Raw genomic sequence first — 24,331 nt, forward strand, 5'->3', positions numbered from 1 at the left:
GGATGCGGTTCAGAGCGCTTCGACGCGCGACGGGTCGGGCCGCGCCAGCCACTCGTCCAGCTCGTCGGCCAGTTGCTGCGCGGCCTTCACGGCGGCCTGCCACACCGCCACGCGCGCGCCCAGGTCCTGGCCGTAGCGCTGGAAGTCGGTTCGGTCGGGCAGCTTGCCATTGGGCAGCGTGCGCACCCAGGCCGGGTCGGGGGCGAGCACCAGCATGTGGTCGAGTGCGTCGCTGCTGCGGTGGCGCCGCTTCCAGGCCTTGTCGAGCCAGCCCGGCACCACCGCCTTCTGGAAGTGCGGGTACAGCACGATCGGGGCCTCGGGCCTGGCGTGGTAGCGCAGGTGCAGGTGGTAGTCGGTGATGCCGCCGTCCCAGTAGGTGCCCTGGGGCGCGCCGGGGATGTCGGCCACGGGCCGCAGCACGAAGGGAATGGAGCAGCTCGCCTGCATGGCGGGCATGAAGTTGCCCGGGCCGAGCGGGATCTGGCGCGTGCGCAGGTCCTGGGTGCCGAAGGGCAGCGCACTCACGCCGCCCAGCGGCGCATCGGGCGCTGAAAACACCACGCGCTCCATCCAGCCGCCCAGGGCCCGGCGGTGCAGCGCATTGGCCGCGAAAGCGCCCATGTAGCCCAGTGGCGTGCGCCAGCGGCCGTCGCGCGCCAGCAGGCGCAGCCCGCGCGAGGTCACGATGTGCAGACGCCAGCGCGGGTGCTGCAGCACCTCGTCCACGCGCCCGCCGTAGAAGGCCTGCAGGTTGGCCGAGAAGGCCTCGCTGACCTGCTGCGCCGTGAGGCGGCGCTGGCCCGGGGGCAGCTCGAAGTGCTGGTGGATGTAGTCGTGCTCGAGCCGCTGCAGCGCGGCCACCGGGTCGCGCAGGCAGGCCGTGCCCATGCGCCAGGCGCCGATGGAGGCGCCGATGAGGTGGATGGTCTGGGGCGCATCGCGCAGCCAGTGGCCGAACAGCAGCCGGTCGATGGGCCCGAGGATCAGGCCCTTGGGGCCGCCGGCAGCGGCGGGAATGACGCCCACGTGGTCGGGGCGCAGGCCGTGGTCTCGCAGGTGTTGCAGGGCCAGGGGCCCGGCGTAGAGGCGCAGTGCTCGCATGGCGCGGATTGTCCGCGAGCCGCGGGCCCGCCGTCGGGGCCGCGGCTCAGTGCGCGACCGAATCCTTGTTGTTTGCGGCCGCGGACTCGTCGGGCTCGTCGAAGTCGGTCTCGCGCGAGATCGAGGGAATGCGGTCGGCGACCACGGTGTCGGGGTCGATGCCCAACACCAGGCCCACGGGATCGGGGTAGGTGTTGATCAGCAGCTCGCCGCGCATGTCCTGCTCCTCGGCGCGCGCGCGCCACGAGGCGATGTGGATCACGCCCGCGATCGGCTCGTACACGTCGTTGTCGAACGGCGCGGTCTGGTGTTCGATGGCGTTGATCATGCGGCGCGGGAACTTCCATTCGCGCGCCAGCGCGGCCCCCACCTCGGCGTAGCTGTAGCCGAACAGGCTGCGCTCGGCGCGGGCGCGCTTGAGGTCGAGCATGGGCACGGCGCGGTCGAGCTCGATCATGGCCTCGGGCATGCCCACGTGCATCACGAGTTCGCCCACGCCGTGGATCAGGCCCGCGGTGAAGGCGGTGTTCTCGTCGATGCGGATCGGCAGCGCGATGTAGCGCGCCAGGTTGGCCGCGTTGAGGCTGTAGCGCCAGAACTGGTTCAGGTTGACGCCACCCACGGTGTGGAAGCCTTCGCCCAGGGCGCTGGCCACGACCAGGGCGCGCACCTTGATCAGGCCCAGGATGTTCATGGCTTCGCGCGCGTTGGTCACGTTGCGCGACAGACCGAAGAAGGCCGAGTTGGCGGTCTTGAGCAGCTTGGCCGTGAGAACCGGGTCTTCTTCGATCAGCGAGGCCACGCGCATCGGGTCCACGTCGGGCTGCTCGAAGGTGTCGATCAGCTGGCGCACGACCTTCGGGACCGACGGCAGGGCCTGAGGTTGCTTGAGGAGCTTTTCAAGGTTCATGGCAGTACCCGCAATTGAAGTGTGACCTGTTGCCTGCTTTATCGATGGACGGCAGGAGAACTTGAGGACTTTCGATTCAATCCACGAAGGCCGCGAGCGCGTCCTCGAACGACCACTCCTCGGGGTCCTTGCCCAGCACCGCGCCCAGATCGAGACCGAGCGAGATGCCGACCATGTCCGGGAAGGTCGCGGCCAGACCGCTGTCGTCGAGCTGGATCTCTTCGGCGCGCGCGCGCCACGAGGCCAGGTGCAGCACGCCCGCCAGCGGCTCGTAGACCTCGCCCTCGAAGGGCTCGGTCTGGTGCTTGAGCGCATTCACAATGGCTTCGGGGAAGTTCCAGCGCTCCACCATGCCGGCACCCACCTCGGCATAGGTGTAGCCAAACCGGTTGCGTTCGGCGCTCGCGCGCTGCAGGTCCAGCGGCGGCGTGCCCATGTCGAGCGGGCCGATGTCGTCGGGCATGGCGATGTGCATCACCAGATCGCCGATGGCATGGATCAGGCCCGCGGTGTAGGCGTTGGCCTCGTTCAGGCGCAGCAGGCCCGCGAGCGACTTCGAGATGTCGGCCGCGCGCAGGCTGTAGCGCCAGAACTGCGGCAGGTTCACCCCGGGCACGTTCTTGAAGCTCGAGCCCAGCGCGGCCGCCATCACCAGCGAGCGCACGTGGGTCATGCCCAGCATGGCCACGGCCTCGTGGGCGTCGCCGATCTTGCGGCTGGCGCGAAAGAACGAGGAGTTGGACAGGCGCAGCACGCGCGTGGTCAGCGAGGGGTCCTGGGCGATCAGCTCGCCCACGCGGCGCGGGCTCGGATCGTCCTTGTTCATCTCCGACATGAGATCGGCGACGGTGCGCGACATCGCGGGCAAGGCGCCCGGGTAATTGAGCAGGGCTTGTAAGTCCATGGATTGACGCGCGAAGAGACCAGGAATTTCTTCCTGGGTCATCGGCAGATCGCGGCCGGACTTGATGGGGATTTACCTACCGTCCAGCCGCCTGGCAGCGCCGTCTGTGCCCGCGTGGCGGGCCCTGTCCTCAGCGCTTGAGCTTCGCGAAGGCCGAGGCCATGGCCGACGGCACCGCCGCCTCCTGGCGGGCGCGCCCGCCGCCCCGCGCGGGTTCGAAGCGGTTGTCGCGCGGGCCGTCGCCGCGCCGCGCGGGCGTGGCGTCGAGCTTCATGGTGAGCGAGATGCGCTTGCGCGCCGCGTCCACCTCGAGCACCTTGACCTTCACGATGTCGCCGGTCTTCACGACCTCGCGCGCGTCGTTGACGAACTTGTGGCTGAGCTGGCTCACGTGCACCAGGCCGTCCTGGTGCACGCCCAGGTCGACGAAGGCGCCGAACTGGGCCACGTTGCTCACCGTGCCTTCGAGCACCATGCCCTCGCGCAGGTCGGCGATGTCTTCCACGCCCTCGTTGAATCGCGCCACCTGGAAGTCGGGCCGCGGGTCGCGGCCGGGCTTCTCGAGCTCCTTGAGGATGTCCTTGACCGTGATCACGCCCACCGTCTCGTTGGCGAACAGCTCGGGGCGCAGCTTGCCCAGCATGTCGGCGCGGCCCAGCAGCGACTGCACGGGCTGGCCGGTGGTCTCGATGATCTTCTGCACCACCGGGTAGCTCTCGGGGTGCACGCCGGTCATGTCGAGCGGGTTGTCGCCGTCGCGGATGCGCAGGAAGCCGGCCGATTGTTCGAAGGTCTTGGCGCCCAGGCCGCTCACCTCGAGCAGCTGCTGGCGGCTGCGGAACGCGCCGTGCGACTCGCGCCAGCGCACCACCGCCTTGGCCACCGCGCCCGACAGGCCCGACACGCGCGAGAGCAGCGGCACGCTCGCCGTGTTCAGGTCCACGCCGACCGCGTTCACGCAGTCTTCCACCACCGCGTCGAGCTGGCGCGCGAGCTCGCTCTGGTTCACGTCATGCTGGTACTGGCCCACGCCGATGCTCTTGGGATCGATCTTCACGAGCTCGGCCAGCGGGTCCTGCAGGCGGCGCGCGATGCTCGCGGCGCCGCGCAGACTCACATCGACGTCGGGCATTTCCTGGCTCGCGAATTCGCTGGCCGAGTACACCGAGGCGCCCGATTCGCTCACCACCACCTTCTGCGCGCCCGGGTGGCGCTTGAGCAGGTCGGCCGCGAGCTTGTCGGTCTCGCGGCTCGCGGTGCCGTTGCCGATGGCGATCAGCTGCACGCCGTGCTTCGCGCACAGCTGGCTCAGGGTGTGCAGCGCGCCGTCCCAGTCGCGGCGCGGCTCGTGCGGGTACACGGTGGCCGTGTCCACCAGCTTGCCGGTGGCGTCCACCACGGCCACCTTCACGCCGGTGCGGATGCCCGGGTCCAGGCCCATCACCACCTTGGGGCCGGCCGGTGCGGCCAGCAGCAGATCGCGCAGGTTGTTGCCGAACACCTGGATCGCCACCGCCTCGGCGCTCTCGCGCAGGCGGGCGAACAGGTCGCGCTCGCTGGAGAGGCTGAGCTTGACGCGCCAGGTCCAGGCCACGCACTTGCGCAGCAGGTCGTCGGCCCGGCGGCCCTGGTGGCGCCAGCCCAGGTGCAGGGCGATGCGGCCTTCGGCCAGGCTGGGCTGGCCGGGCACCGCCTCTTCGGGCAGGGTCAGCTTGGCGTCGAGCAATTCGAGCGTGCGGCCGCGGAACACCGCGAGCGCGCGGTGCGAGGGCACGCGCGCGATCGGCTCGCTGTAGTCGAAGTAATCGCGGAACTTGGCGACCTCGGGCGCGTTTTGATCCTTGCCAGCCACGAGCTTGCTCGTGAACAGGCCCTCGGCCCAGAGCCATTCGCGCAGCGCCTTCACGAGCGTGGCGTCTTCGGCCCAGCGCTCGGAGAGGATGTCGCGCACGCCGTCGAGCACGGCGGCGCTGGTGGTGAAGTCGCTGCCGTCCTCGCCCTTCTCGGCCTTCACGTAAGCCGCGGCTTCGGCCGCGGGGTCGAGCGTGGGGTCGGCCCAGAGCGCGTCGGCCAGCGGCTCGATGCCGGCCTCGCGCGCGATCATGCCCTTGGTGCGGCGCTTGGGCTTGTAGGGCAGGTACAGGTCTTCGAGCTCCTGCTTGGTCGGCACGGCCTCGATCGCGGCGCGCAGTTCGGGCGTGAGCTTGCCCTGCTCCTCGATGCTCTTGAGCACCGTGGCGCGGCGGTCTTCGAGCTCGCGCAGGTAGGCCAGCCGGCCATCGAGCTCGCGCAGTTGCACGTCGTCGAGGCCGCCGGTGGCTTCCTTGCGGTAACGGGCGATGAAGGGGACGGTGGCGCCACCGTCGAGCAGGTCCACGGCGGCCTGCACCTGGGATTCGCGGACCTTCAGGTCCTGCGCGATCTGCGCAACGATCTTCTGCATGTCTCGGGTCGAAGCGGTGGCGGCCGACGGCGGGGCCGGCCGGCCACGGGGAAAGCGCGCGAGTGTGCCACAGCACCCGCCGCCCGCCGTTCGAAAACGCCCGGGCGCGGCGGTCGCGGCAAGCCCTGGCGGGGGCCGGGCACTTGTTCACGCGCAGCGGTCCGAAATACTGCCGAAGCAGTATCCGGAGGGCCGTATGCCCTGCCTAGCATCCCGCGGTTTCAGCCACCGCCCGCCATGAAATCCCACGCGTTGCCCAAAGTGCTGTGTGTCGACGACGAGCCCGCCCTGCTGCGCGCGCTGCGCTGGCAACTGAGCCGGGAGTTCGAGGTGGCCGTGGCCTCGGACGGCGCGCAGGCGCTGGCGCTGCTGCGCGGCGACCGCTTCGACGTGATCCTGTCGGACCAGCGCATGCCCGGCATGAGCGGCACCGAGTTCCTGCAGCAGGCCAAGGTGCTGTCGCCCCATTCCGTGCGGCTGCTGCTCACGGGGTATGCCGACTTCAACGCGGTGGTGGCCGCGATCAACGAAGGCGATGTGTTCCGCTTCATCAGCAAACCCTGGGACACCCAGAAACTGCTGCAGGCCGTGCAGGAGGCCGCGCGGCTGGCGCGCATGAGCCGCATGGGCTGGAGCGATTTCCAGGCCACCGCACCCGACACGCTCGCCGAGCACTTGCCCGAGCTGCTGCTGGTGCAGGCCGATGCGGCGCTGGCCGCGGTCTGCCAGGACGCCTGCGAGGGCCTGGCCCGCCCCCTGGCGGCCGACGACGCCGCCGATGCGCTCACGCTGCTGGCCCAGCGCCGCGTGGCCGTGGTGCTGGTGCACCAGGTGCCCCTGTCGGGCGACACCGCGGCCCTGGTGCGCGCGCTGCGGCGGCGCCAGCAGCGCCCGGCGGTGGTGGTCTGCAGCGCCTCGCAGGACGCGCTGGGCCTGCAGCACCTGATCAACGAAGGCCTGATCCACCGCTTCGTCACCCTGCCAACCACCCGCGACAGCCTGCGCCGCGCGATCGAGGGCGCGCTGCAGCGCCACCGGCAGGCACCCGTGCCACTGCCCGGCCCCGACGAGGCCGCGGGCGGCCCCGACTCCGTGCCGCCGGCGGGCAGCGCCCGGCCAGGCTGGCGCGATTGGCTGGCGCGCTGGCGTGCCCCGGGCCGGCGATGATCGCGCCCGATGCAGAACCCGCTGTTCCCCGATCCCGATGCGCCGCCGCCGGCGCCCGCCCGCGGCGTGCAGCCCGCTGAGCACGGGCCGGCGCTGCGCACGCTCGCCCAGGCCCTGCCGCCGCGGCTGCGCCTGGGCAGCTCCTCGTGGAGCTACCCGGGCTGGGCCGGCATCGTGTGGGCGCGCGAGTACGCCGAATCCACGCTCGCCCGGCAGGGCCTGTCGGCCTACGCGCAGCACCCCGTGCTGCGCACCGTGGGCATCGACCGCGGCTTCTACCGCCCGCTCACCGAGGCCGAGTACGCGCGCTGCGCGGCCCAGGTGCCTGCGGACTTCCGCTTCGTGGTGAAGGCGCCGGCCCTGGTGACCGACGCGCTGGTGCGTGGCGAAGACGGCCAGGGCCGCCAGCCCAACCCGCTGTTTCTCGACCCCGCGGCGGCCGTGCAGGCCTTCGTGCAGCCCGCACTCGCGGGCCTGGGCGAGCGCACCGGCCCGTTGGTGTTCCAGCTCAGCCCCCTGCCCTTCGCGCAGCGGCAACGCCTGCCGCACGTGCTCGAACGCCTGCGCGCGCTGCTCCAGGCGCTGCCCGACGTGCGCAGCGCCACGCCCGATGGCGTGATCGCGGTCGAGGTGCGCAACCCCGAGTGGCTGTCGCCCGAGGTCGCGCCCGCGCTGGCCGCGGTGCTGCGCGACAGCGGCGCCACCTACTGCCTGGGCCTGCACGCCAAGATGCCGCGCCTGGCCGAACAGCTGCCGCTGCTGCGTGCGCTCTGGCCGGGGCCGCTGGTGTGCCGCTGGAACCTCAACCCGCTGCACGGCGCCTACGGCTACGAAGACGCGCAACGCGAGTACGCGCCCTACGACCGCATTCACGACGTGGACGAAGACACACGCGCGCTGCTCGTGCGCACGCTGCGCGGCGTCACGGGCGCGGGGCAGAACGCCTTCGTCACCATCAGCAACAAGGCCGAGGGCTGCGCGCCACTGTCGGCGCAGGCGCTGGCCGAGGCACTGGCCGGGGCGCCCACGCGGGGCTGATCAGCCGGCGCGCAGCGCCTGGCGCAGTTGTTCGCCCACCTCGGGCCGCTCCAGGAAGGGGTCGGGCGGGTTGGTGGCGTTCACGATGGCCTCCATGCGCGAGCGCACGTTGCCCAGCGCCCGGGGGTGGCTGAAGATGTAGAAGCGGTCCTCGCGCAGCGCGTCGAACACGCGGCTGGCCACCTCGGCCGCCGTGACCTTGCCCGAGCTCACGGCCTTGTCGGTCATGGCCTGGCCGATCAGCTGGCTGCGGGTGGGCTTCTCGTCGGCCAGTTCGGCGGGCTTGTTGCGGTGGCTCTGGCTGATGCCCGTGGGTACGAAGTACGGGCACAACACGCTCGCGCCGATCTGGTCGGTGACCAGGCGCAGGTCCTGGTAGAGCGTTTCGCTGAAGGCCACCACCGCGTGCTTGGCCACGTTGTAGATGCCCATGTTGGGCGGGGTGAGCAGGCCGGCCATGCTCGCGGTGTTCACGATGTGGCCGCGCCACTGCGGGTCGGCCTTGGCGGCGGCCAGCATCATCGGGGTGAACAGGCGCGTGCCGTGGATCACGCCCCACAGGTTCACGCCCAGCACCCATTCCCAGTCCTTGACCGAGTTCTCCCAGATCATGCCGGCCGAGCCCACGCCCGCGTTGTTGAACACGAAGTGCGGTGCGCCGAAGGTGGTGTGCACGTCACGCGCCAGCGCTTCCATCTGCGCGGCGTCGGACACGTCGACGCGGCGCGCCAGCACCTTCACGCCCGCGGCCTTCATCTCGGCCTCGGCGCGTTCGAGCGCGTCGGCCTGCACGTCGACCAGCACCAGGTTCATGCCCAGGCCCGCGCCGATGCGCGCGCATTCGAGCCCGAAGCCCGAGCCCGCGCCCGTGAGCACCGCGGTCCTGCCGGCAAAGTCCTGCATCATGGTTGTGTCTCCTCGTTGGGTTGTGGGGGTCAGGGGCGCAGCATCTCGATGTGGTCGATGCCGTCCTCCAGATAGATGTCGCCATCGCGCACGAAGCCGTGCTGTTCGTAGAAGGCCTGCAGCCGCGCCTGCGCGCCGATGCGGATGGGCTGCGCGCCCCAGAGCCGCTCCAGCTGCTGCACCGCTTCGCGCATGAGCACATGGCCCAGACCGGTGCCGCGCGCGGCCGGGTCGCTCACCACGCGGCCGATGCTGGCCTCGCTGAACTTGAGGCCGGCGGGCACCAGGCGCGCGTAAGCCAGCAGGCGGCCATCGTGCTCACCCAGCAGGTGGTGGCAGTCGGGGTCGGCGCCGTCCATGTCCTGGAACAGGCACTGCTGCTCCATCACGAAGACCTCGGTGCGCAGGCGCAGCAGCGCGTACAGCGCGTGCGGGCCCAGGTCGGCAAAGGGCAGGCAGCGCCAGCGGATGTCGGACGGGGTCAAGCCTTGATTTCCTTCAGCACATAGCCCACGCGCGGGAAGTGCACATGCACCGTGCCCGCGCGCTCGTCGTGGCGTTCGAGGGTGTAGCGCGTGCGTGTGGCGGCCACCAGGGCGCCCTCGGTGGCCTCGGTGCCGAAGGCCTCGGCGGCCACGCTCACGCGGCTGCCCAGGGGAATGCCGTGGTCGTCCTGGAACACCTCGTCGGGCCGGATGGGCTCGGGCGTGGCCGCGTGGGCGATGCCCACGGCCTCGGTGCTGCTCAGGCGCTGCGGCCGGCCATGGCCGATGGCGGCGATGCGGTCCATCCACTCGAGCACGTCGGGCGTGGCGTCGAAGATGTCGGCCAGCACGGGGTTGAGCGTGCGCGTGAACCACAGCGGGTGGTAGGCCGCGAGGTCGGCGATGCAGGGCACCTCGCCCAGCAGGTAGGGCTGGTCGTCGAGCATGTTCGCCAGGCGGCGCAGGTAGCTGCGGTAGGCGCTGGTGCCGTCGGCCGGGCGCAGCAGCGTCATGTTCGTGCGCATGGCCGCGCGGTCGGCCGCAAAGGCCTGGCCTTCGCCCGGCGGGCGGTTGGCGAACATCGCGGCCGCGCCCTTGGGGCTGAGCGTGTAGGCCATGGAGGCCCAGAACAGCGGCGTGTCGGCCCACTGCGCGAGCGCGCGCGAGAGCCCGCGGGCGTGCGCAGGAAACAGCGGCGGCTCGGCCACACGGTGTTCGAGCACGTCGGCGATCAGCGCGGTGTCGCAGTAGATGTCGGCGCCGATCTGCAGGATGGGCGTCTTGCGGTAGCCGCCGGTGAGCGCGATCACGTCGGGCTTGGGCATGACGGCCGGGATGTGCACGCTGTGCCAGGCCAGGCCCTTCAAGCCGAGCATGAGGCGCACCTTCTCGGCGAACGGCGACATGGGGTAGTGGTGCAGGATCAGGTCGTGCATGGTGGTGGCGTGCATGGCCGTGAGGTTAGCGCGGCAGCGCGCGCGCGAGGATGGCGTCGACCTCGGTGCCCGCGGACAGCGAGCCGAAGCTGTGGCCCCAGTGCCCGCCCAGGCGGGAATCGCAGAAGGCGTGGAACACGGCCGTGGGCGCGGTCTGCGCGAGCAGCGCGGCCTGCACCGCCAGCGCCACGTCCTGTGCGAGGCGGCGCGCCTCCATTTCGGTGGCCATTTCTTCCACGCGCAGCGGCAGCCGCGCGGCCAGGTGGTCGAGCGCGGGGTGCATGCCCTTGGCGGGCGCCAGTTCGTGCGCGAGCGCGGCGGCGGCATCGGCCTTGCGGATCGCGCGCAGCAGGTCGAGCGCCATGATGTTGCCCGCGCCTTCCCAGATCGAGTTGAGCGGCATCTCGCGGTAGATGCGCGCCATGATGCCCTCGCCGCCCTCCTCCACGTAGCCGTTGCCGCCCAGGCATTCCATGGCCTCCTGCGCGAAGTGGCTGCCGCGCTTGCAGATCCAGAACTTGGCCACGGGCGTGAGCAGGCGCGCCATCACGGCCTCGTGGGCGTCGTCGGGGCGGTCGAAGGCGCGCGCCAGGCGCAGCGCGAGCGCGGTGGCGGCCTCGCTTTCCAGCGCCAGATCGGCCAGCACGTTCTTCATCAGCGGCTGGTCGATCAGGAACTTGCCGAAGGCCTTGCGCTGCGTGGTGTGGTTCAGCGCGATGGACAAGGCCTGGCGCATCAGACCGCTGGTGCCCAGCGCGCAGTCCAGCCGCGTGAGCGTGCCCATGGCGAGGATCTGCGGCACGCCGCGGCCCTCCTCGCCCACCAGCCAGGCGCTGGCGCCCAGGAACTCGACCTCGGAGCTCGCGTTGGCCTTGTTGCCGAGCTTGTCCTTCAGCCGCTGGATCGCGATCGCGTTGAGCGAGCCGTCGGGCAGCACGCGCGGCAGGAACAGGCAGCTCAGGCCGCTCGCGGTCTGCGCGAGGATGAGGAAGGCGTCGCACATGGGCGCCGAGAAAAACCACTTGTGGCCCGTGACCACGAAGCGTCGGCCCCAGGCGTCCTCGCCCGCGGGCTCGGCATGCGTGGTGTTGGCGCGCACGTCGGAGCCGCCCTGCTTCTCGGTCATGCCCATGCCCATGGTGGCGCCGGGCTTGTCGCGCCAGACCTTGAGCGCCGGGTCGTAGGCGCGGCTGGTGAGCTGCGGCGCCCAGTCGCCATAGATCGCCGCATTGCCCTGCAGCGCGGGCGTGACCGCGTAGCTCATGGAGATCGGGCACAGAACCGACGGCTCTAGCTCGGTGAACAGCATGAAGCCGGCCGCGCGCTGCAGGTGCGCATGGCCCGTGGCCCGCGCCTCGGGCGCAAAGGCCGCGCCATGAAGGCCCGCACCCACGGCCGCGCGCATCAGCGCGTGGTAGCTCGGGTGGAACTCCACCTGGTCGATGCGTTGCCCCACGCGGCTGTGGGTCTTGAGCTGGGGCGTGAACACGTTGGCCAGGCGCGCGTGCGTCTGGTACTCGGCGCTGCCCGCGAGCGCGCCGAGTTCGCGCAGCGCCGTGGTGTCGAGCCCGGGCGCGTTGAAGGCCAGCGCGGCCTGCAGCGGCCGGTTGGTCTCGAACAGGTTCACATCGGCCAGCGGCGCCGGCTGGTTGAAGACCTCGTGTGTCACGGTCATGGCATCTCCATTCGAGGGCCAGCGCGGAACCGGCTTTGCCGGGCCGCTGCTGGCGCCCCCTGGGGGGTGACGCCGCAGGCGGCGCGGGGGGTTACACCAGTTTCACCAACTGCTTGCCGAAGTTCTTGCCTTTGAGCAGGCCCAGGAAGGCCTCGGGCGCGGCCGAGATGCCCTGGGCGATGGTCTCGCGCGGGCGCAGTTTGCCGGTGGCCACGAGCGTGCCCAGTTCCTTGAGGGCCTCGGGCCAGACCTCCATGTGCTCGCTCACGATGAAGCCCTCGACCTTGAGGCGGTTCACCAGGATCAGCGCGGGGTTGGCCAGTGGCAGCGGCTGGCCGTCGTAGCCGGCGATCATGCCGCACACGGCGATGCGGCCGAAGGCGTTCATGCGCAGCAGCACGGCGTCGAGCACCATGCCGCCCACGTTCTCGAAGTAGCCGTCGATGCCCTTGGGGCAGACCTCTTTGAGCGCCTTGGCCAGCGAGTACATGTCCTTGTGCAGGCGGTAGTCGATGCAGGCGTCGAAGCCCAGCTCCTCGACCGCGTACTTGCACTTGTCGGGCCCGCCTGCGATGCCCACCACGCGGCAGCCGCGCGCCTTGGCGAGCGCGCCGAAGGCGCTGCCGACCGCGCCCGTGGCCGCGCTCACCACCACGGTGTCGCCGGGCTGGGGATTGATGATCTTCACCAGGCCGTACCAGGCGGTGACGCCGGGCATGCCCACGGCGCCCAGGTAGTGGCTCAGCGGCACGTGGGTGGTGTCGACCTTGCGCAGCGCGCCGGGCTGCTCGGCATCGACCACGCTGTATTCCTGCCAGCCGCCCATGCCCACCACCTTGTCGCCCACGGCGTACTTGGGGTGCTTCGATTCGGCGACCTCGCCCACCGTGCCGCCGATCATGACCTCACCCAGCGGCTGCGAGGCCGCGTAGCTCTTGCTGTCGTTCATGCGGCCGCGCATGTACGGGTCCAGGCTCAGGTAGTGGTGGCGCACCAGCACCTGGCCGTCCTTGAGCGCGGGCGTCTCGCTGGTCACGAGCTTGAAGTTGCTGGTGGTGGCTTCGCCCTGCGGGCGGTTGTCGAGCAGGATCTGGCGGTTGGCGGGCATGGGGGTCTCCTCGGGGTCAGTCGGTCGAAATGCGGTTGAGGGCTTGCGTGCTGCCGGCCCCGGTGGGCAGGCGCGGCACGAACTTGAAGGTGCCGGTGGCATGGCTGCACAGCCGGCCCTGGGCGTCGAACACCTGGCCTTCGGTGAAGGCCATGGTGGCCGAGCGGTGCAACAGACGGCCCTTGGCCGTGAGCGCGCCTTGCGAGGCGCGCATGAAGCTGGTCTTCATCTCGATGGTCACGGCGCCCATGCTGGGCTCCACCGAGCGCGCGGCATGCGCCATGACCACGTCGAGCAGGGTCATAGTGGCGCCGCCGTGCACCACGTCGAACGAGTTCAGGTGCTCGCCCGAGGGGTCGAAGCCGATCTCGGCCTCGCCGCCTTCCATGCGGCGCAGCTTGAAGCCGAGCAGCTCGACGAAGGGGATGCGAACGGAAAATTCCATGGGCGTTCAGAGGCTGTTTCGCCGCCGGGCCGCCCCAAGGCGAAACGCGCCCCCTCGGGGGGCAGCGACCCGCGCAGCGGCGGAGCGTGGGGGCATGTTCAGCCTCCCGTGATGATGGACACGCCGCCGTCCACCGCCAGCCACTGGCCGGTGATGTGCTTGCCGGCGTCGCTCGCGAACAGCAGCGTGAGGCCCTTGAGGTCTTCGTCGTCGCCCAGGCGGCCCAGCGGCGCGTGCGCGGCCAGCTTCTCTTCGCCCATGGCCTTGAGCGTGCCCTGGGTCATCTTGCTCGGGAAAAAGCCCGGGCAGATGGCGTTGACGCGAATGCCGTGGTCGCCCCACTCGGCCGCGAGCGCGCGCGTGAAGTTGATCACCGCGCCCTTGGACGTGTTGTACGCAATGGTTTTCATGCCGCGCGGGTTGCCCCCCAGGCCCGCGATGGACGCGGTGTTGATGATGGTGCCGTGCTTGTTCGGAATCATGCTCAGGCGCGCCACTTCCTGGCTCAGGATGAAGTAGCTGCGCACGTTGAGGTCCATCACCTTGTCCCAGGCCTCGACCGGGTGGTCTTCGGCCGGTGCGCCCCAGGCCGCGCCCGCGTTGTTCACGAGGATGTCGATGCGGCCCAGGCGCTGCATGGCCTCTTTGGCGAGGCGGCGGCACTCTTCTTCGTTCTGGCCGTCGGCCGCGATCCACTGCGCGTCAATGCCCGCGGCCTGGAGTTCGGCCGTGGCGGCTTCGAGGTCGCTGGCCTTGCGCGAGCTGATCAGCACGCGCGCGCCGGCCTCGCCGAGCGCGTGCGCCATCTGCAGGCCCAGGCCGCGTGAGCCGCCGGTGATGAGCGCGGTGCGGCCCTTGAGGTCGAAGAGTTGGGAGATGGTGCGGGTCATGTCTTGTCTGCCTCGGTGTTGTCGGTGATGAAGTCCATGCACTGCCGTTCGGCCACCACGGCCTTCATGAAGGGCTTGATGGCCACGTGCGTCGGGTGGTTCTGGTAGGCCGCGAGCGCCGCGGCATCGGTGAAGGTGCTGTCGAGCACCAGGTCGTAGGTGCACTCCAGCCCCGGGCGGGCCAGGCCCACCTGGAACTGCACGGTGCCGGGGTGCAGCTTCGCACAGCCCATGAGCAGGGCCTCGGCCTTGCGCAGGTTGGTCTCGCGGTCGGCGCCCCCGGCCTCGTCCTTGAATTTCCACATCACGATGTGGCGCAGCATGTCGGTCCTCCCGTCGGTCGTCAGAAAGCGGCTTCGGGCAGGTCGGCGCAGGTCGCATCGCGCCGGCTCACCACCCCGAGCCAGGCGCCGATTTTCGGCAATTCGTAGTGGAAGAAGAAACGCATGGCCGCGAGCCGGCCGGTGCGTGCGGCGCTCTCGGGCGCGCTGTGTGCAGCCAGCGCCACGTCGAGCCAGATCCAGGCCAGCACCGTGTGGCCAAAGGCCTGCAGGTAGGGCACGGCATTGGCGAGCGCCTCGGCCGGATTGCCCGTGGCCCAGGCGGCCTTGGTGGCCGCACCCACCGCTTGCAGCGCCTGGCCCAGCGCGTTGGCGTGCGCCGCGAGTTCGGGCTGCTGGATGGCGCGCTCGATGGTGGCGTTGATGCGCTGCGCCAGCAGCTGCAGGCCGCGGCCGTTTTCCATCAGCACCTTGCGGCCCAGCAGGTCCATGGCCTGGATGCCGTGCGTGCCCTCGTGGATCATGTTCAGGCGGTTGTCGCGCCAGTACTGCTCCACCGGGAAATCGCGCGTGTAGCCGTAGCCGCCGTGCACCTGGATGGCCAGGCTGTTGGCCTCCAGGCACCACTCGCTGGGCCAGCTCTTGGCAATCGGCGTGAGCACCTCCAGCAGCAGCCGCGCCTCGTCGGCGGCCTCGGGTGCGCCGGTGTGCTGTTCGTCGACCAGGCGCGCGCAGTACAGCTCGAGCGCGAGCGCGCCCTCGCAGTAGCTCTTCTGCGCCAGCAGCATGCGCTTCACATCGGCGTGTTCGATAATGCGGCTCTGCGGCCGGTTCGGGTCTTTGCCCTCGGGCCCCACGGGTCGGCCTTGCGGGCGGTTCTTCGCGTAGTCGAGGCTCGCGTGGTAGCCCGCCATGCCGAGCATGGTGGCGGCCATGCCCACGCCGATGCGGGCCTCGTTCATCATGTGGAACATGCAGCGCAGGCCCTCGCCGGGCTGGCCCACGAGGTAGCCGATGGCGCCGGCCGCGCCGCGCACCGGGTACTTGCCTTCGCCGAAGTTCAGCAGCGTGTTGGTGGTGCCGCGCCAGCCGCACTTGTGATTGAGGCCCGCGAGCGCCACGTCGTTGCGCTCGCCCGTGAGCGCGCCATCGGCGTCCACGAGCTTCTTGGGCACGATGAACAGCGAGATGCCCTTCACGCCCGGCGGCAGCCGGCCGTCGGGGCCGGGGATCTTGGCCAGCACCAGGTGCACGATGTTCTCGCTCAGCTCGTGCTCGCCGGCCGAGATCCACATCTTGTTGCCCTTGAGGCGAAAGCGCGGGCCCAGCGGGTCGGCCTCGAAGCCTTCGCCGTCGGGCACGGCGCGCGTGGCCACGTCGCTCAGGCTGGAGCCGGCCTGGGGCTCGCTCAGGCACATGGTGCCGCTGAAGCGGCCCGAGAACTCGTTGAGCGCGAACACGCGCTTTTGCGCCGCGCTGCCGTGCGCCATGAGCAGGTTGGCGTTGCCCACGGTGAGCATGCCCGCGCCGATGCTCACCGAAGCCATGGCGAAGAAGGCATTGGCCGCGGCCTCGACCGTGTAGGGCAGCTGCATGCCGCCGATGTCGTAGTCCTGCGCGGCGCTGAGCATGCCGCTTTCGGCATAGGCCTGCCACGCGTCGTGCGTGGCCTGCGGCAGGATCACCTTCTCGCCATCGAACCGCGGCTCCTGCGTGTCGACCAGGCGGTTGAAGGGCGCGTACTTCTCGCGCGCGATGCGCTCGCAGGTGTCGAGCACCGCGTCGAAGGTCTCGCGGCTGTGATCGGCAAACCGCGCGCGCTGGTTCAGGGCCTCGGCCCCGAGCCAGTCGTGCAGCAGGAAGTCGATGGTGGGGCGCAGGCTCATGGTGCGCCCTGCCCTTACAGCACTTCGAAGACGCCGGCGGCGCCCATGCCGCCACCGATGCACATGGTCACGCACACGCGCTTGGCGCCGCGGCGCTTGCCCTCGATCAGCGCATGGCCCGTCAGGCGCTGGCCCGACACGCCATAGGGGTGGCCCACGGCGATTGCGCCGCCGTTGACGTTGAGGCGGTCGGCCGGGATGCCGAGCTTGTCGCGGCAGTAGATGACCTGCACCGCGAAGGCCTCGTTGAGCTCCCAGAGGTCGATGTCGCTGACCTTCAGGCCCAGCTTCTTGAGCACCTTGGGCACGGCGTACACCGGGCCGATGCCCATTTCGTCGGGCTCGCAGCCGGCCACGGCGAAGCCCAGGAAACGGCCCAGGGGCTTGAGGTTGTGCTGCGCGGCGTACTGCTCGCTCACCACCACGCAGGCGCCCGCGCCGTCGCTGAACTGGCTGGCGTTGCCGGCCGTGACCACGCCGCCGGGCAGCGCGGGCTTGATGCCGCTGATGCCTTCCTTGGTCGTACCTTCGCGCAGGCCTTCGTCGGCGCTCACGGTGACCTTCTTGGTGATCAGCCCCAGGGTCTTGTCGGCCACGCCCGCGGTCACGGTGATGGGCGCGATCTCGTCGTTGAACTTGCCCGCGGCCTGCGCGGCGCAGGCCTTCTGCTGGCTGGCGGCGCCGTATTCGTCCATGGCGTCGCGCGAGATGTTGTAGCGCTTGGCCACCTGCTCGGCGGTCTGCAGCATGCTCCAGTAGATCTCGGGTTTCTTCTTGTCGAGGTCGAGGTCGCGCAGCATGTGCAGGTTCATCTCCTGCTGCACGCACGAAATGCTTTCCACACCGCCGGCCACGTACACATCGCCCTCGCCCGCGATCACGCGCTGGGCGGCCAGGGCAATGGTCTGCAGGCCCGACGAGCAAAAGCGGTTGACGGTCATGCCCGAGACGCTCACCGGCAGATCGGCCATGAGCGCGATCTGGCGCGCGATGTTGGCGCCCGTGGCGCCCTCGGGGTTGGCGCAGCCCATGATCACGTCTTCGACGTGCGCAGCCTCGACGCCCGCGCGCTCGAGCGCGGCGCGCACCGCATGGCCGCCCAGGGTGGCGCCATGGGTCATGTTGAAGGCACCCTTCCAGCTCTTGGTGAGCGGCGTGCGGGCGGTGGAAACGATGACGGCGTTGCTCATGTGAAGTCTCCTGATTCGGGGGCGGCCATCAGCCGTTGAAATTCTTGCCTTCGGCGACGAGGCGCTGGATGAGCGGTGCGGGCTCCCAGAACTTCGCGTCGTCGAGCGGGTTGCGCTGGAAGCGCTTCATGGCCTGCACCACGTTGAACAGGCCCACCTCGTCGGCGTACTTGAGCGGGCCGCCGCGGTGCACCGGGAAGCCGTAGCCGAAGATGTAGACCACGTCGATGTCGCTGGCCTTGTTCGCAATGCCTTCTTCGAGGATGTGCGCGGCCTCGTTCACCAGCGAGAACACCAGGCGCTGCACGATCTCTTCGTCGGAGATCTTGCGCGGCGTGATGCCCAGGGCCTTGCGGTGGTCGGCGATCATCTGCTCGACCTCGGCGTTGGGGATGGCGTCGCGCTTGCCCGGCACGTAGTCGTACCAGCCCTTGCCCACCTTCTGGCCGAAGCGGCCCTTCTCGCACAGCAGGTCGGCGGTCTTGCTGTACTTCATGTCGGGCTTCTCGGTGTAGCGGCGCTTGCGGATCGCCCAGCCGATGTCGTTGCCCGCGAGGTCGCCCATGCGGAACGGGCCCATGGCAAAGCCGAACTTCTCGATCGCGCGGTCCACCTGCGCGGGGGTGCAGCCTTCGTCGAGCAGGAAGCCGCCCTGGCGGCCGTACTGCTCGATCATGCGGTTGCCGATGAAGCCGTCGCACACGCCCGAGACCACGGCGGTCTTCTTGATTTTCTTGGCCACGCTCATCACGGTGGCCATCACGTCCTTGGCGGTCTTGTCGCCGCGCACCACCTCGAGCAGCTTCATCACGTTGGCGGGGCTGAAGAAGTGCAGGCCCACCACGTCCTGCGGGCGCTGGGTGAAGTTGGCGATCTTGTTGACGTCGAGCGTGGAGGTGTTGGACGCGAGGATCGCGCCCGGCTTCATCACCGCGTCGAGCTTCTTGAACACCGCCTCTTTCACGCCGATCTCTTCAAACACGGCCTCGATCACGAGGTCGGCGTCCTTGATGGCGTCGTAGTCCAGCGTGGTGGTCAGCAGGGCCATGCGCGCGTCGAGCTTGTCCTGCTTGAGCTTGCCCTTCTTCACCTGGGCCTCGTAGTTGCCGCGCATCACGCCCACGCCGCGGTCCAGCGCTTCCTGCTTGGTCTCGAGGATGGTCACGGGAATGCCCGCGTTGAGGAAGTTCATCGAGATGCCGCCGCCCATGGTGCCAGCGCCGATCACGGCGACCTTTTCGATCTTGCGCTGCGGCGTGTCCTCGGGCACGTCGGGGATCTTGCTCGCGGCGCGCTCGGCGGTGAACAGGTGGCGCAGCGCGCGGCACTCGGGCGTCCACATCAGGTTGATGAAGATCTCGCGCTCGAACAGCATGCCCTGGTCGAACTTCTGCTTGGTCGCGGCCTCGACCGCGTCCACGCACTTGGCGGGCGCGGGGAAGTTCTTGGCCATGCCCTTGACCATGTTGCGCGCGAACTGGAAGTAGGCGTCGCCGTCCTTGTGCTTGCAAGGCAGGTTTCGCACCAGCGGCAACGCGCTGCCATCGGCGTGTTTCGCCGCCGCCTCGCGCGCGAAGGCCAGGGCCTCGTCGAGCAGGCTCTCGGGGCTGGCGGCCAGCTTGTCGAACAGCTTCTGGCCAGGCAACTGGGCGAGCATCTCGCTCTTGACGGGCTCGCCGCTCACGATCATGTTGAGCGCGGCCTCCACGCCGATCACGCGCGGCAGGCGCTGCGTGCCGCCGGCGCCGGGGATCAGGCCCAGCTTGACTTCGGGCAGCGCGATGTTGGCGCCCGGCGCGGCGATGCGGTAATGGCAGCCCAGCGAAAGCTCGAGGCCACCGCCCATGGCCACGCTGTGGATCGCGGCCACCACGGGCTTGCGGCAGTTCTCCACCGCCAGGATCACGCTCAGCAGGTTGGGTTCGGCCAGCGCCTTGGGCGTGCCGAACTCGCGGATGTCGGCCCCACCCGAGAAAGCCTTGCCCGCGCCCGTGATCACCACGGCCTTCACGGCGGGATCGGCCTGCGCCTGGTCCAGGCCGTTGGTGATGCCCTGCCGCGTGGCCAGGCCCAGGCCGTTGACCGGCGGGTTGTTCAGGGTGATGAGGGCGATGTCTCCGTGGACCTTGTACTCGGCAGTCATGTGGCTTCCTTGATAACGGGAAAAGAACGGTCGTTCGCTTTTGCGATTCTAGGAACGCCACCTTACCCGGCAATCGGGGTTTGTCGCGGTCGGGACAAACGGGTGGGCGCACGGGTTTCCCCGAGCCGAGACCTGCTTTGTGCGGGGTGGCCACGCCATCACCTCGCGCGTCCACGGGGCATGAACCGGCGAGGTGTTGTCGATGAACAACTGCCGGGCCTGGCGGACAGGCTGGCGCAAGCGCCCCCATCCCTGCGCCTTTTGCGGGCCGCGGCCGCCTCTAAAGCCACAAATGCAACCCCATTGGCGCTCACCTGGGCCTGGGTGTTGCTGGGATGTCGTCAGAAAATGGTCAAGTGTCAAATTTGACACATACCCCCTACCCATTTTTGAGGACGCGCCATGGACCTGACCAAAACCCTTGCTTCTTCGCCGGTTCAACCCTTTGGCTGGAGCACGCCGGGCGCGGGCTGGCAGCAAGCACCACAGGAACTCAATGCGGTGGTGCTGCGCACGCGCGCACAGCGCCTCATGGTCAAGCACCTGCGCGCGCTGGCCGACACCCAGACCGAGTACCGCATCGACCCCGCGCTTGCGGCCATGGAGGAGCTCAAGGATGAACTGGGTGTGGTGATGGCCATCATGCTGGGCAACGAGCCCATCGCCACCATCCGATTCATTCCCTCGGGCCACGGTGTGACCGTGACCGAACGCTTCTGGGGCTTTGCAAGCGCCGGCACCGAGCTGGTGGGCCCTGACAGCTGGGAGGCCGGCCGCCTGATCATGTCACCCGACCATCGCCGCGGGGACATGCTGCCCAAGTGCATGTCGCTGGCCTTTGCCGAACTGGTTCAGACCGTGAAGGTGCGCCACCTGCATGGTTCCTGCCACATGCGCCTGTACCGCCTCTACCGCCGCTTCGGCTTCCAGATCCACACCCGCACCACCACGGTCGATGGCGCAGACGCCGCCCTGGTGCATGGGGACGTGCGCTCCGTGGCGCGCGCGCTCAAGGTGGATCTGCCCGAGTTCATGGACAGCCAGATTCCCGCCCTGCTCGTCTGATCTTTCGGGCATGGGGACCCTGGCGCCGTCGGGCCGTCGGGGGCAACTGCTAGAGTCCGCCCGCGACCCTAGCGTGAACACAACAAGAGGCCGGTCGTCAGGGAGAGGAGTCCAATGAGGCAGGTCTTGCGTCGTCTGTACGAACGTTACTGCTTGCACCACGAGAACCAGCCACTGCTGCAGTGGATCGGCGTGGTGGGCGCGCTGGCGTTTCCCATTCTTTATCTGCTGCGGCTCACTTCGATCGTGCCGCCGCGTTACGACGACCTCTACTGGCGCGTGGCCGCCACCCTGCTGTGTATCGGGCTTGCGCTGCGTCGCTGGTGGCCAAGCCGGTTGCGGCCCTGGTACACGGCCTATTCGTATCTTGTCGTTCTCTACTGCCTGTCGTTCCTGCTCACCTTCACCGCCTTGAAGAATCAGGGCGGCGCCCTGTCGGTGGTGAATATGGTGATGGGCACGGTGCTCATCATTCTGCTTGCCGACTGGCGCAACGCGGTCGTGATGCTGGTGAGTGGCTATGTGCTGGCGGCCGCCACCTACCTGTACACCGAACCCGATGCCCAGATACCGTCGGCATTCACGATTGCGGCGCTGACGTCCATCCTCGTGGTCGTGGCGGGGGCGTTGTCCCACTATGGCCAGAAGCGCGCCGAACTCGAACGCTTGCGCAAGGTGTACGCAGGCCTGGCCGGGGCCATCGCGCATGAGGTTCGCACCCCGCTGGCCCAGGTGCAGCACGCCTTGCGCGTGATAGATGGTGAAGTGGCGCACGGCTCTGCCGCCGCCCGCGCCGTCGAGCAGGGCCATGCGGCCATCAGCCGCGGCCTGCAATCCATCACCATCACACTGCAGCAGATCAGCGACCGGCGTCCACGCCAGGAGGATCTCGTGCCCTTGTCGGCCGAGCGCTGCGTTCGCCGGGCCTTGGCGGATTACGCCTACGAATCGGTCCAGGCGCGCGAATGTGTGCAACTGCGGGTCGATGGCGACTTCGGCTTCCGTGGGGAGCAGACCGCATTTGAGCTGGTGCTGTTCAACCTGTTGCGCAACGCGCTGTACTACCTGCCCTTGCACCCCCAGATGAAGGTGGAGGTGGTGGTGCAGGCCGAGCCTGAGCCGCTCGTGCGGGTTCGCGACACGGGCCCCGGCATAGACCCCCGCTTGTTGCCGACCTTGTTCCAGGAATTCCAGACCCTCGGGAAGGCCGAAGGCACAGGTCTGGGGTTGTCGTTCTGCCGACGGGTGATGCGGGCGCTGGGTGGCGACATCCTGTGCCGCTCCGAGCGCGGGGCCTTCACCGAGTTCGTCCTCGTCTTTCCCCGCGGTTCGGCCGAAGTCATGCCCCTGCCCGCGGCAGCTGTGCCGAGTGCGCTCGCCGGCCGCACCGTCCTCGTCGTCGACGACCAGGCCCTCAACCGCACCATCGCACGCGCCCTGCTCGGCGAACTGGGCGTGAACGTGATCGAGGCCGAGCATGGCCAGCACGCGCTGGATCTGTTGCAGGCCGGCCCGCTGCCGGATGCCGTGCTCATGGATGTGAACATGCCCGGGCTCAGCGGCATCGAGACAACGCAGCGCCTGCGGGCCCTGGCGGGCCACGTGGGGCGCGTACCCGTGCTGGCGCTCACGGCCAACGATTCGGCCAACGTGCAGGCGGCCGCGCGCGAGGCGGGCATGCAGGGTGTGCTGGCCAAGCCCATCGACGCCACCGCCCTGCAGCGCGCGCTCGGGGCCGCGTTCGAAGGCCGCGTGGCCGAACCCGCAACGCCGGCACCGGCGCCAGCGGCCTCTGGCGCTGCCGGCCAGGCCGAACTGCTCAACCTGGCCCGCCTGGACAACTTCGAGCGCCTGGGCATGCTGCACGAGCTGCTGCCCCACGCCCTGCTCGATCTGCGCGGCCACCTGCAGGCCATGCAGCAGGCGGCCGAAGCGGGTCAGGCCGATCGGGTGTCGGAACGCCTGCACGCGCTCGTGGGTCTGGCCGGTGAGGTGGGCGCGCAGGCCCTGCACGCGCGGGCCCGCGAGCGTTATGCGGTCTGGCTCGAGGGCAAACGCCCCGCAGGCGCCGCGTGGACGCGTGAGCTCAAGGAGCTGCTCGAAGCCAGCGAGCAGGCGCTGTGGCGGCACTGCGGGGTAAAGGCGGCGGACCCGTCGGCGCCGGTGCCGCCGGTGTGATCGCCCCGCCCGCCGCCCCGGCTCAGTCGTGGCTGATCAGCGTCGGCGAGCCGGCGGTCAGGACGGTTTCGAGCAGCCGCTCGATCTTCCTCCGGGTCTTGTCGTTGGTGCCGCTGAATTTCAGTTTCAGGATGGCCCCTTCCTTGACCAGCGCCTTGAGGCTCGCCCAGTCGCTCTTCCTGAGGCAGTCGGCATTGAGCGCCAGCAGCCCCAGGTACGCGCTGGGTTTGATGGCCAGGCGTTGATCGAGCTCGTGCAGCAGCTTCGAGATGGCCGTTGAGTCGCTGGGCAACAGCTTCCATTTCGATGGCGCCGGCTCGTAGTAGGTGCAGGCCGACAGGTCGAGGCCCAGGAGGCAATCCGCCTGGTCGCAGAGCGCGTAGCCCACGCGGCTGGCATCGGCCCAATCCATGGATGCGTAGGGCCAGCGCAGCGTGGCATTGCTGGCAGACAGGTGGCGGGCCAATGCCGCGCTGTCGCGTCGGCGCAGGCCGTCGACAAGCGCCTGGTCGTCCAGGATGGCATCGCTTGGCCTCACGACGGGCACGGGGCTGTGCGTGGCCGCCGTTTTCGACGAAGACGGGCGTTCGGGCCGGGCCGCGGCGGGGTGGATGCAGCAATCGCCTCGCCAGATCTTCACACCTTGCAAGGCGAGACGCCGGGCCAATTCCGGCATGACTTGAAGGTTGCGTTTCTGGATCGCCTGACGCTCCGTCACGGCTTCGGGGTTGATCACGAGCTCACGGATCTTCCGGTGCAAGAGCAATTGCACCAGCGCGACCCAGTGGTCATCCGTGTTGAGCACGAAGGCATCGATCCACAGGGTGTCCAGGGGCCTGGTGCGCGCCTCGATGCCTTTGAGCACCAGGTCGAGGCGATCGAACTTGGCGCTGCGCATATCGACGCTGACCAGCGAATCCACGGTGACGGAAAGCAGGATCTCCAATTGCATGCAACCCATGAACGCCACATGCGTGCCCGTCAGCGCAATGTGGGTTTGGTGGGTCTTGATCAGATGAGTCAAGGCCAACGCCGCGCCCCCGGTGTTCAGGTAGGTCTTGGTGAGCATGTTGGGCGGCAGGGGCAGCTGCAGCGCATCCGGCGCGTGCGGGGCCGCGGGCCCTTCGGGGCGTGGCGGTGGCGTTTCCGTCGGAATCACGGCGGTGCCGCTGTGGGCCAGCCGATCGAGCTGATCGACCGTGAAGGCGTTGCCGGGTGCGTACAGCAGCTCCAGCGGCCGCTGCGGGGAGCGCTGCTCAAGACACTCCACGAGGTACTGGTAGTCCTGCGGCTCGAGGGGCTTGAAGGTGGCGCTGGTGTCGTCGAGCTTGCGGGTGTGCTCGATGTTCAAGGACACCAGGCTCGTGTTGAACGGCAGGCACTCGAAGATGTGCAGCGGCGAGCCTGAATCCTGCAGTTCGAGGTCACGGATCTCGCAGTCGCGCTTTCGCAAGGCATCACCCAGCGCCTGACACGCAGCGTGCTGGCTGGCCTGTTCGGAGGGAGGGAGCGCAGCGCTTTGGCGGCTGAGCGGACTTGTGTAGACGGGTCGGCTGGCTTTGATCATGGGGGTTCCTT

General features: G+C 69.3%; 20 protein-coding genes. 4 read left to right on the top strand and 16 right to left on the bottom strand.

Annotated features, from left to right (window positions below; all coding sequences use genetic code 11):
- Window positions 1–9: 9 nt before the first annotated feature.
- The 4 genes from WDZ95_RS16865 to WDZ95_RS16880 form a co-directional block, all read right to left on the bottom strand.
- A complete protein-coding gene (locus WDZ95_RS16865) occupies window positions 10–1,104 on the bottom strand; it encodes a phospholipase (RefSeq protein WP_425780105.1) in 1,095 nt (364 codons plus the stop codon).
- A 46-nt stretch (window positions 1,105–1,150) separates the two neighbouring features.
- Window positions 1,151–2,014 carry an HDOD domain-containing protein gene (locus tag WDZ95_RS16870; RefSeq protein WP_425780107.1) on the bottom strand — a complete coding sequence of 288 codons (864 nt, stop codon included), beginning with the start codon at window positions 2,012–2,014 and terminating at the stop codon, window positions 1,151–1,153.
- 76 nt (window positions 2,015–2,090) lie between these two features.
- On the bottom strand, window positions 2,091–2,918 hold the full coding sequence (locus tag WDZ95_RS16875; protein WP_166226614.1) for an HDOD domain-containing protein: 828 nt from the start codon (window positions 2,916–2,918) through the stop codon (window positions 2,091–2,093).
- Between the two features lie 130 nt (window positions 2,919–3,048).
- Window positions 3,049–5,361, bottom strand: coding sequence for a Tex family protein (locus tag WDZ95_RS16880; RefSeq protein ID WP_425780109.1), 2,313 nt, complete (start codon window positions 5,359–5,361; stop codon window positions 3,049–3,051).
- A 237-nt stretch (window positions 5,362–5,598) separates the two neighbouring features.
- On the opposite strand from WDZ95_RS16880, the gene WDZ95_RS16885 reads away from it, so the two are divergent.
- Both WDZ95_RS16885 and WDZ95_RS16890 read left to right on the top strand, forming a co-directional pair.
- Window positions 5,599–6,528, top strand: coding sequence for a response regulator (locus WDZ95_RS16885; protein ID WP_425780111.1), 930 nt, complete (start codon window positions 5,599–5,601; stop codon window positions 6,526–6,528).
- 9 nt (window positions 6,529–6,537) lie between these two features.
- A complete protein-coding gene (locus WDZ95_RS16890) occupies window positions 6,538–7,566 on the top strand; it encodes a DUF72 domain-containing protein (protein ID WP_425780113.1) in 1,029 nt (342 codons plus the stop codon).
- Here the strand turns inward: WDZ95_RS16890 and WDZ95_RS16895 are convergent, their stop codons facing one another.
- From WDZ95_RS16895 to WDZ95_RS16945, 11 genes are all read right to left on the bottom strand, one after another.
- Window positions 7,567–8,472 carry an SDR family oxidoreductase gene (locus WDZ95_RS16895; RefSeq protein WP_425780115.1) on the bottom strand — a complete coding sequence of 302 codons (906 nt, stop codon included), beginning with the start codon at window positions 8,470–8,472 and terminating at the stop codon, window positions 7,567–7,569.
- Between the two features lie 29 nt (window positions 8,473–8,501).
- Complete coding sequence (locus tag WDZ95_RS16900; protein ID WP_425780117.1) at window positions 8,502–8,957, bottom strand: GNAT family N-acetyltransferase; 456 nt, start codon at window positions 8,955–8,957, stop codon at window positions 8,502–8,504.
- Window positions 8,954–9,892 carry a glutathione S-transferase family protein gene (locus WDZ95_RS16905; RefSeq protein ID WP_425780329.1) on the bottom strand — a complete coding sequence of 313 codons (939 nt, stop codon included), beginning with the start codon at window positions 9,890–9,892 and terminating at the stop codon, window positions 8,954–8,956. Before WDZ95_RS16905 ends, WDZ95_RS16900 begins: the two co-directional genes overlap by 4 nt.
- 25 nt (window positions 9,893–9,917) lie before the next feature.
- On the bottom strand, window positions 9,918–11,567 hold the full coding sequence (locus tag WDZ95_RS16910; protein WP_425780119.1) for an isovaleryl-CoA dehydrogenase: 1,650 nt from the start codon (window positions 11,565–11,567) through the stop codon (window positions 9,918–9,920).
- Window positions 11,568–11,658: 91 nt separating this feature from the next.
- On the bottom strand, window positions 11,659–12,675 hold the full coding sequence (locus WDZ95_RS16915; protein WP_425780121.1) for an NADP-dependent oxidoreductase: 1,017 nt from the start codon (window positions 12,673–12,675) through the stop codon (window positions 11,659–11,661).
- Window positions 12,676–12,691: 16 nt separating this feature from the next.
- Complete coding sequence (locus WDZ95_RS16920; protein ID WP_425780123.1) at window positions 12,692–13,120, bottom strand: PaaI family thioesterase; 429 nt, start codon at window positions 13,118–13,120, stop codon at window positions 12,692–12,694.
- A 98-nt stretch (window positions 13,121–13,218) separates the two neighbouring features.
- Window positions 13,219–14,010, bottom strand: a complete 792-nt coding sequence (locus WDZ95_RS16925; RefSeq protein WP_425780125.1) for an SDR family oxidoreductase — start codon at window positions 14,008–14,010, stop codon at window positions 13,219–13,221.
- Window positions 14,007–14,333, bottom strand: a complete 327-nt coding sequence (locus tag WDZ95_RS16930; RefSeq protein WP_425780127.1) for a Dabb family protein — start codon at window positions 14,331–14,333, stop codon at window positions 14,007–14,009. The genes WDZ95_RS16925 and WDZ95_RS16930 overlap by 4 nt, the downstream gene beginning before the upstream one ends.
- Window positions 14,334–14,353: 20 nt before the next feature.
- Window positions 14,354–16,177 carry an acyl-CoA dehydrogenase gene (locus WDZ95_RS16935; RefSeq protein ID WP_425780129.1) on the bottom strand — a complete coding sequence of 608 codons (1,824 nt, stop codon included), beginning with the start codon at window positions 16,175–16,177 and terminating at the stop codon, window positions 14,354–14,356.
- Between the two features lie 14 nt (window positions 16,178–16,191).
- Entirely contained in the window at window positions 16,192–17,367 is a 1,176-nt protein-coding gene (locus WDZ95_RS16940) for an acetyl-CoA C-acyltransferase (RefSeq protein ID WP_166226628.1), read from the bottom strand.
- Between the two features lie 28 nt (window positions 17,368–17,395).
- On the bottom strand, window positions 17,396–19,510 hold the full coding sequence (locus WDZ95_RS16945; RefSeq protein ID WP_425780131.1) for a 3-hydroxyacyl-CoA dehydrogenase NAD-binding domain-containing protein: 2,115 nt from the start codon (window positions 19,508–19,510) through the stop codon (window positions 17,396–17,398).
- Between the two features lie 402 nt (window positions 19,511–19,912).
- Between WDZ95_RS16945 and WDZ95_RS16950 the strand changes: the two genes are divergently transcribed.
- Window positions 19,913–20,575 (top strand): hypothetical protein, encoded by a 663-nt coding sequence (locus WDZ95_RS16950; protein ID WP_166226630.1) that lies wholly within the window; start codon window positions 19,913–19,915, stop codon window positions 20,573–20,575.
- Between the two features lie 195 nt (window positions 20,576–20,770).
- Window positions 20,771–22,753, top strand: a complete 1,983-nt coding sequence (locus WDZ95_RS16955; protein WP_425780134.1) for an ATP-binding response regulator — start codon at window positions 20,771–20,773, stop codon at window positions 22,751–22,753.
- Window positions 22,754–22,775: 22 nt separating this feature from the next.
- Here the strand turns inward: WDZ95_RS16955 and WDZ95_RS16960 are convergent, their stop codons facing one another.
- The gene (locus WDZ95_RS16960) at window positions 22,776–24,320 is read right to left on the bottom strand and encodes a hypothetical protein (RefSeq protein WP_425780136.1); all 1,545 of its coding nucleotides are present in this window, start codon (window positions 24,318–24,320) and stop codon (window positions 22,776–22,778) included.
- Between the last annotated feature and the right edge of the window lie 11 nt (window positions 24,321–24,331).

This window comes from Hydrogenophaga sp. T2 (genome assembly GCF_049843535.1).
Classification (GTDB): domain Bacteria; phylum Pseudomonadota; class Gammaproteobacteria; order Burkholderiales; family Burkholderiaceae_C; genus Hydrogenophaga; species Hydrogenophaga crocea.

Coding starts and splice junctions, on each gene's coding strand:
- WDZ95_RS16940 (WP_166226628.1), bottom strand. CDS start 17,367: ATGAGCAACGCCGTCATCGTTTCCACCGCCCGCACGCCGCTCACCAAG.
- WDZ95_RS16880 (WP_425780109.1), bottom strand. CDS start 5,361: ATGCAGAAGATCGTTGCGCAGATCGCGCAGGACCTGAAGGTCCGCGAA.
- WDZ95_RS16930 (WP_425780127.1), bottom strand. CDS start 14,333: ATGCTGCGCCACATCGTGATGTGGAAATTCAAGGACGAGGCCGGGGGC.
- WDZ95_RS16875 (WP_166226614.1), bottom strand. CDS start 2,918: ATGGACTTACAAGCCCTGCTCAATTACCCGGGCGCCTTGCCCGCGATG.
- WDZ95_RS16905 (WP_425780329.1), bottom strand. CDS start 9,892: ATGCACGACCTGATCCTGCACCACTACCCCATGTCGCCGTTCGCCGAG.
- WDZ95_RS16950 (WP_166226630.1), top strand. CDS start 19,913: ATGGACCTGACCAAAACCCTTGCTTCTTCGCCGGTTCAACCCTTTGGC.
- WDZ95_RS16925 (WP_425780125.1), bottom strand. CDS start 14,010: ATGACCCGCACCATCTCCCAACTCTTCGACCTCAAGGGCCGCACCGCG.
- WDZ95_RS16960 (WP_425780136.1), bottom strand. CDS start 24,320: ATGATCAAAGCCAGCCGACCCGTCTACACAAGTCCGCTCAGCCGCCAA.
- WDZ95_RS16945 (WP_425780131.1), bottom strand. CDS start 19,510: ATGACTGCCGAGTACAAGGTCCACGGAGACATCGCCCTCATCACCCTG.
- WDZ95_RS16915 (WP_425780121.1), bottom strand. CDS start 12,675: ATGCCCGCCAACCGCCAGATCCTGCTCGACAACCGCCCGCAGGGCGAA.
- WDZ95_RS16870 (WP_425780107.1), bottom strand. CDS start 2,014: ATGAACCTTGAAAAGCTCCTCAAGCAACCTCAGGCCCTGCCGTCGGTC.
- WDZ95_RS16885 (WP_425780111.1), top strand. CDS start 5,599: ATGAAATCCCACGCGTTGCCCAAAGTGCTGTGTGTCGACGACGAGCCC.
- WDZ95_RS16920 (WP_425780123.1), bottom strand. CDS start 13,120: ATGGAATTTTCCGTTCGCATCCCCTTCGTCGAGCTGCTCGGCTTCAAG.
- WDZ95_RS16865 (WP_425780105.1), bottom strand. CDS start 1,104: ATGCGAGCACTGCGCCTCTACGCCGGGCCCCTGGCCCTGCAACACCTG.
- WDZ95_RS16910 (WP_425780119.1), bottom strand. CDS start 11,567: ATGACCGTGACACACGAGGTCTTCAACCAGCCGGCGCCGCTGGCCGAT.
- WDZ95_RS16890 (WP_425780113.1), top strand. CDS start 6,538: ATGCAGAACCCGCTGTTCCCCGATCCCGATGCGCCGCCGCCGGCGCCC.
- WDZ95_RS16935 (WP_425780129.1), bottom strand. CDS start 16,177: ATGAGCCTGCGCCCCACCATCGACTTCCTGCTGCACGACTGGCTCGGG.
- WDZ95_RS16895 (WP_425780115.1), bottom strand. CDS start 8,472: ATGATGCAGGACTTTGCCGGCAGGACCGCGGTGCTCACGGGCGCGGGC.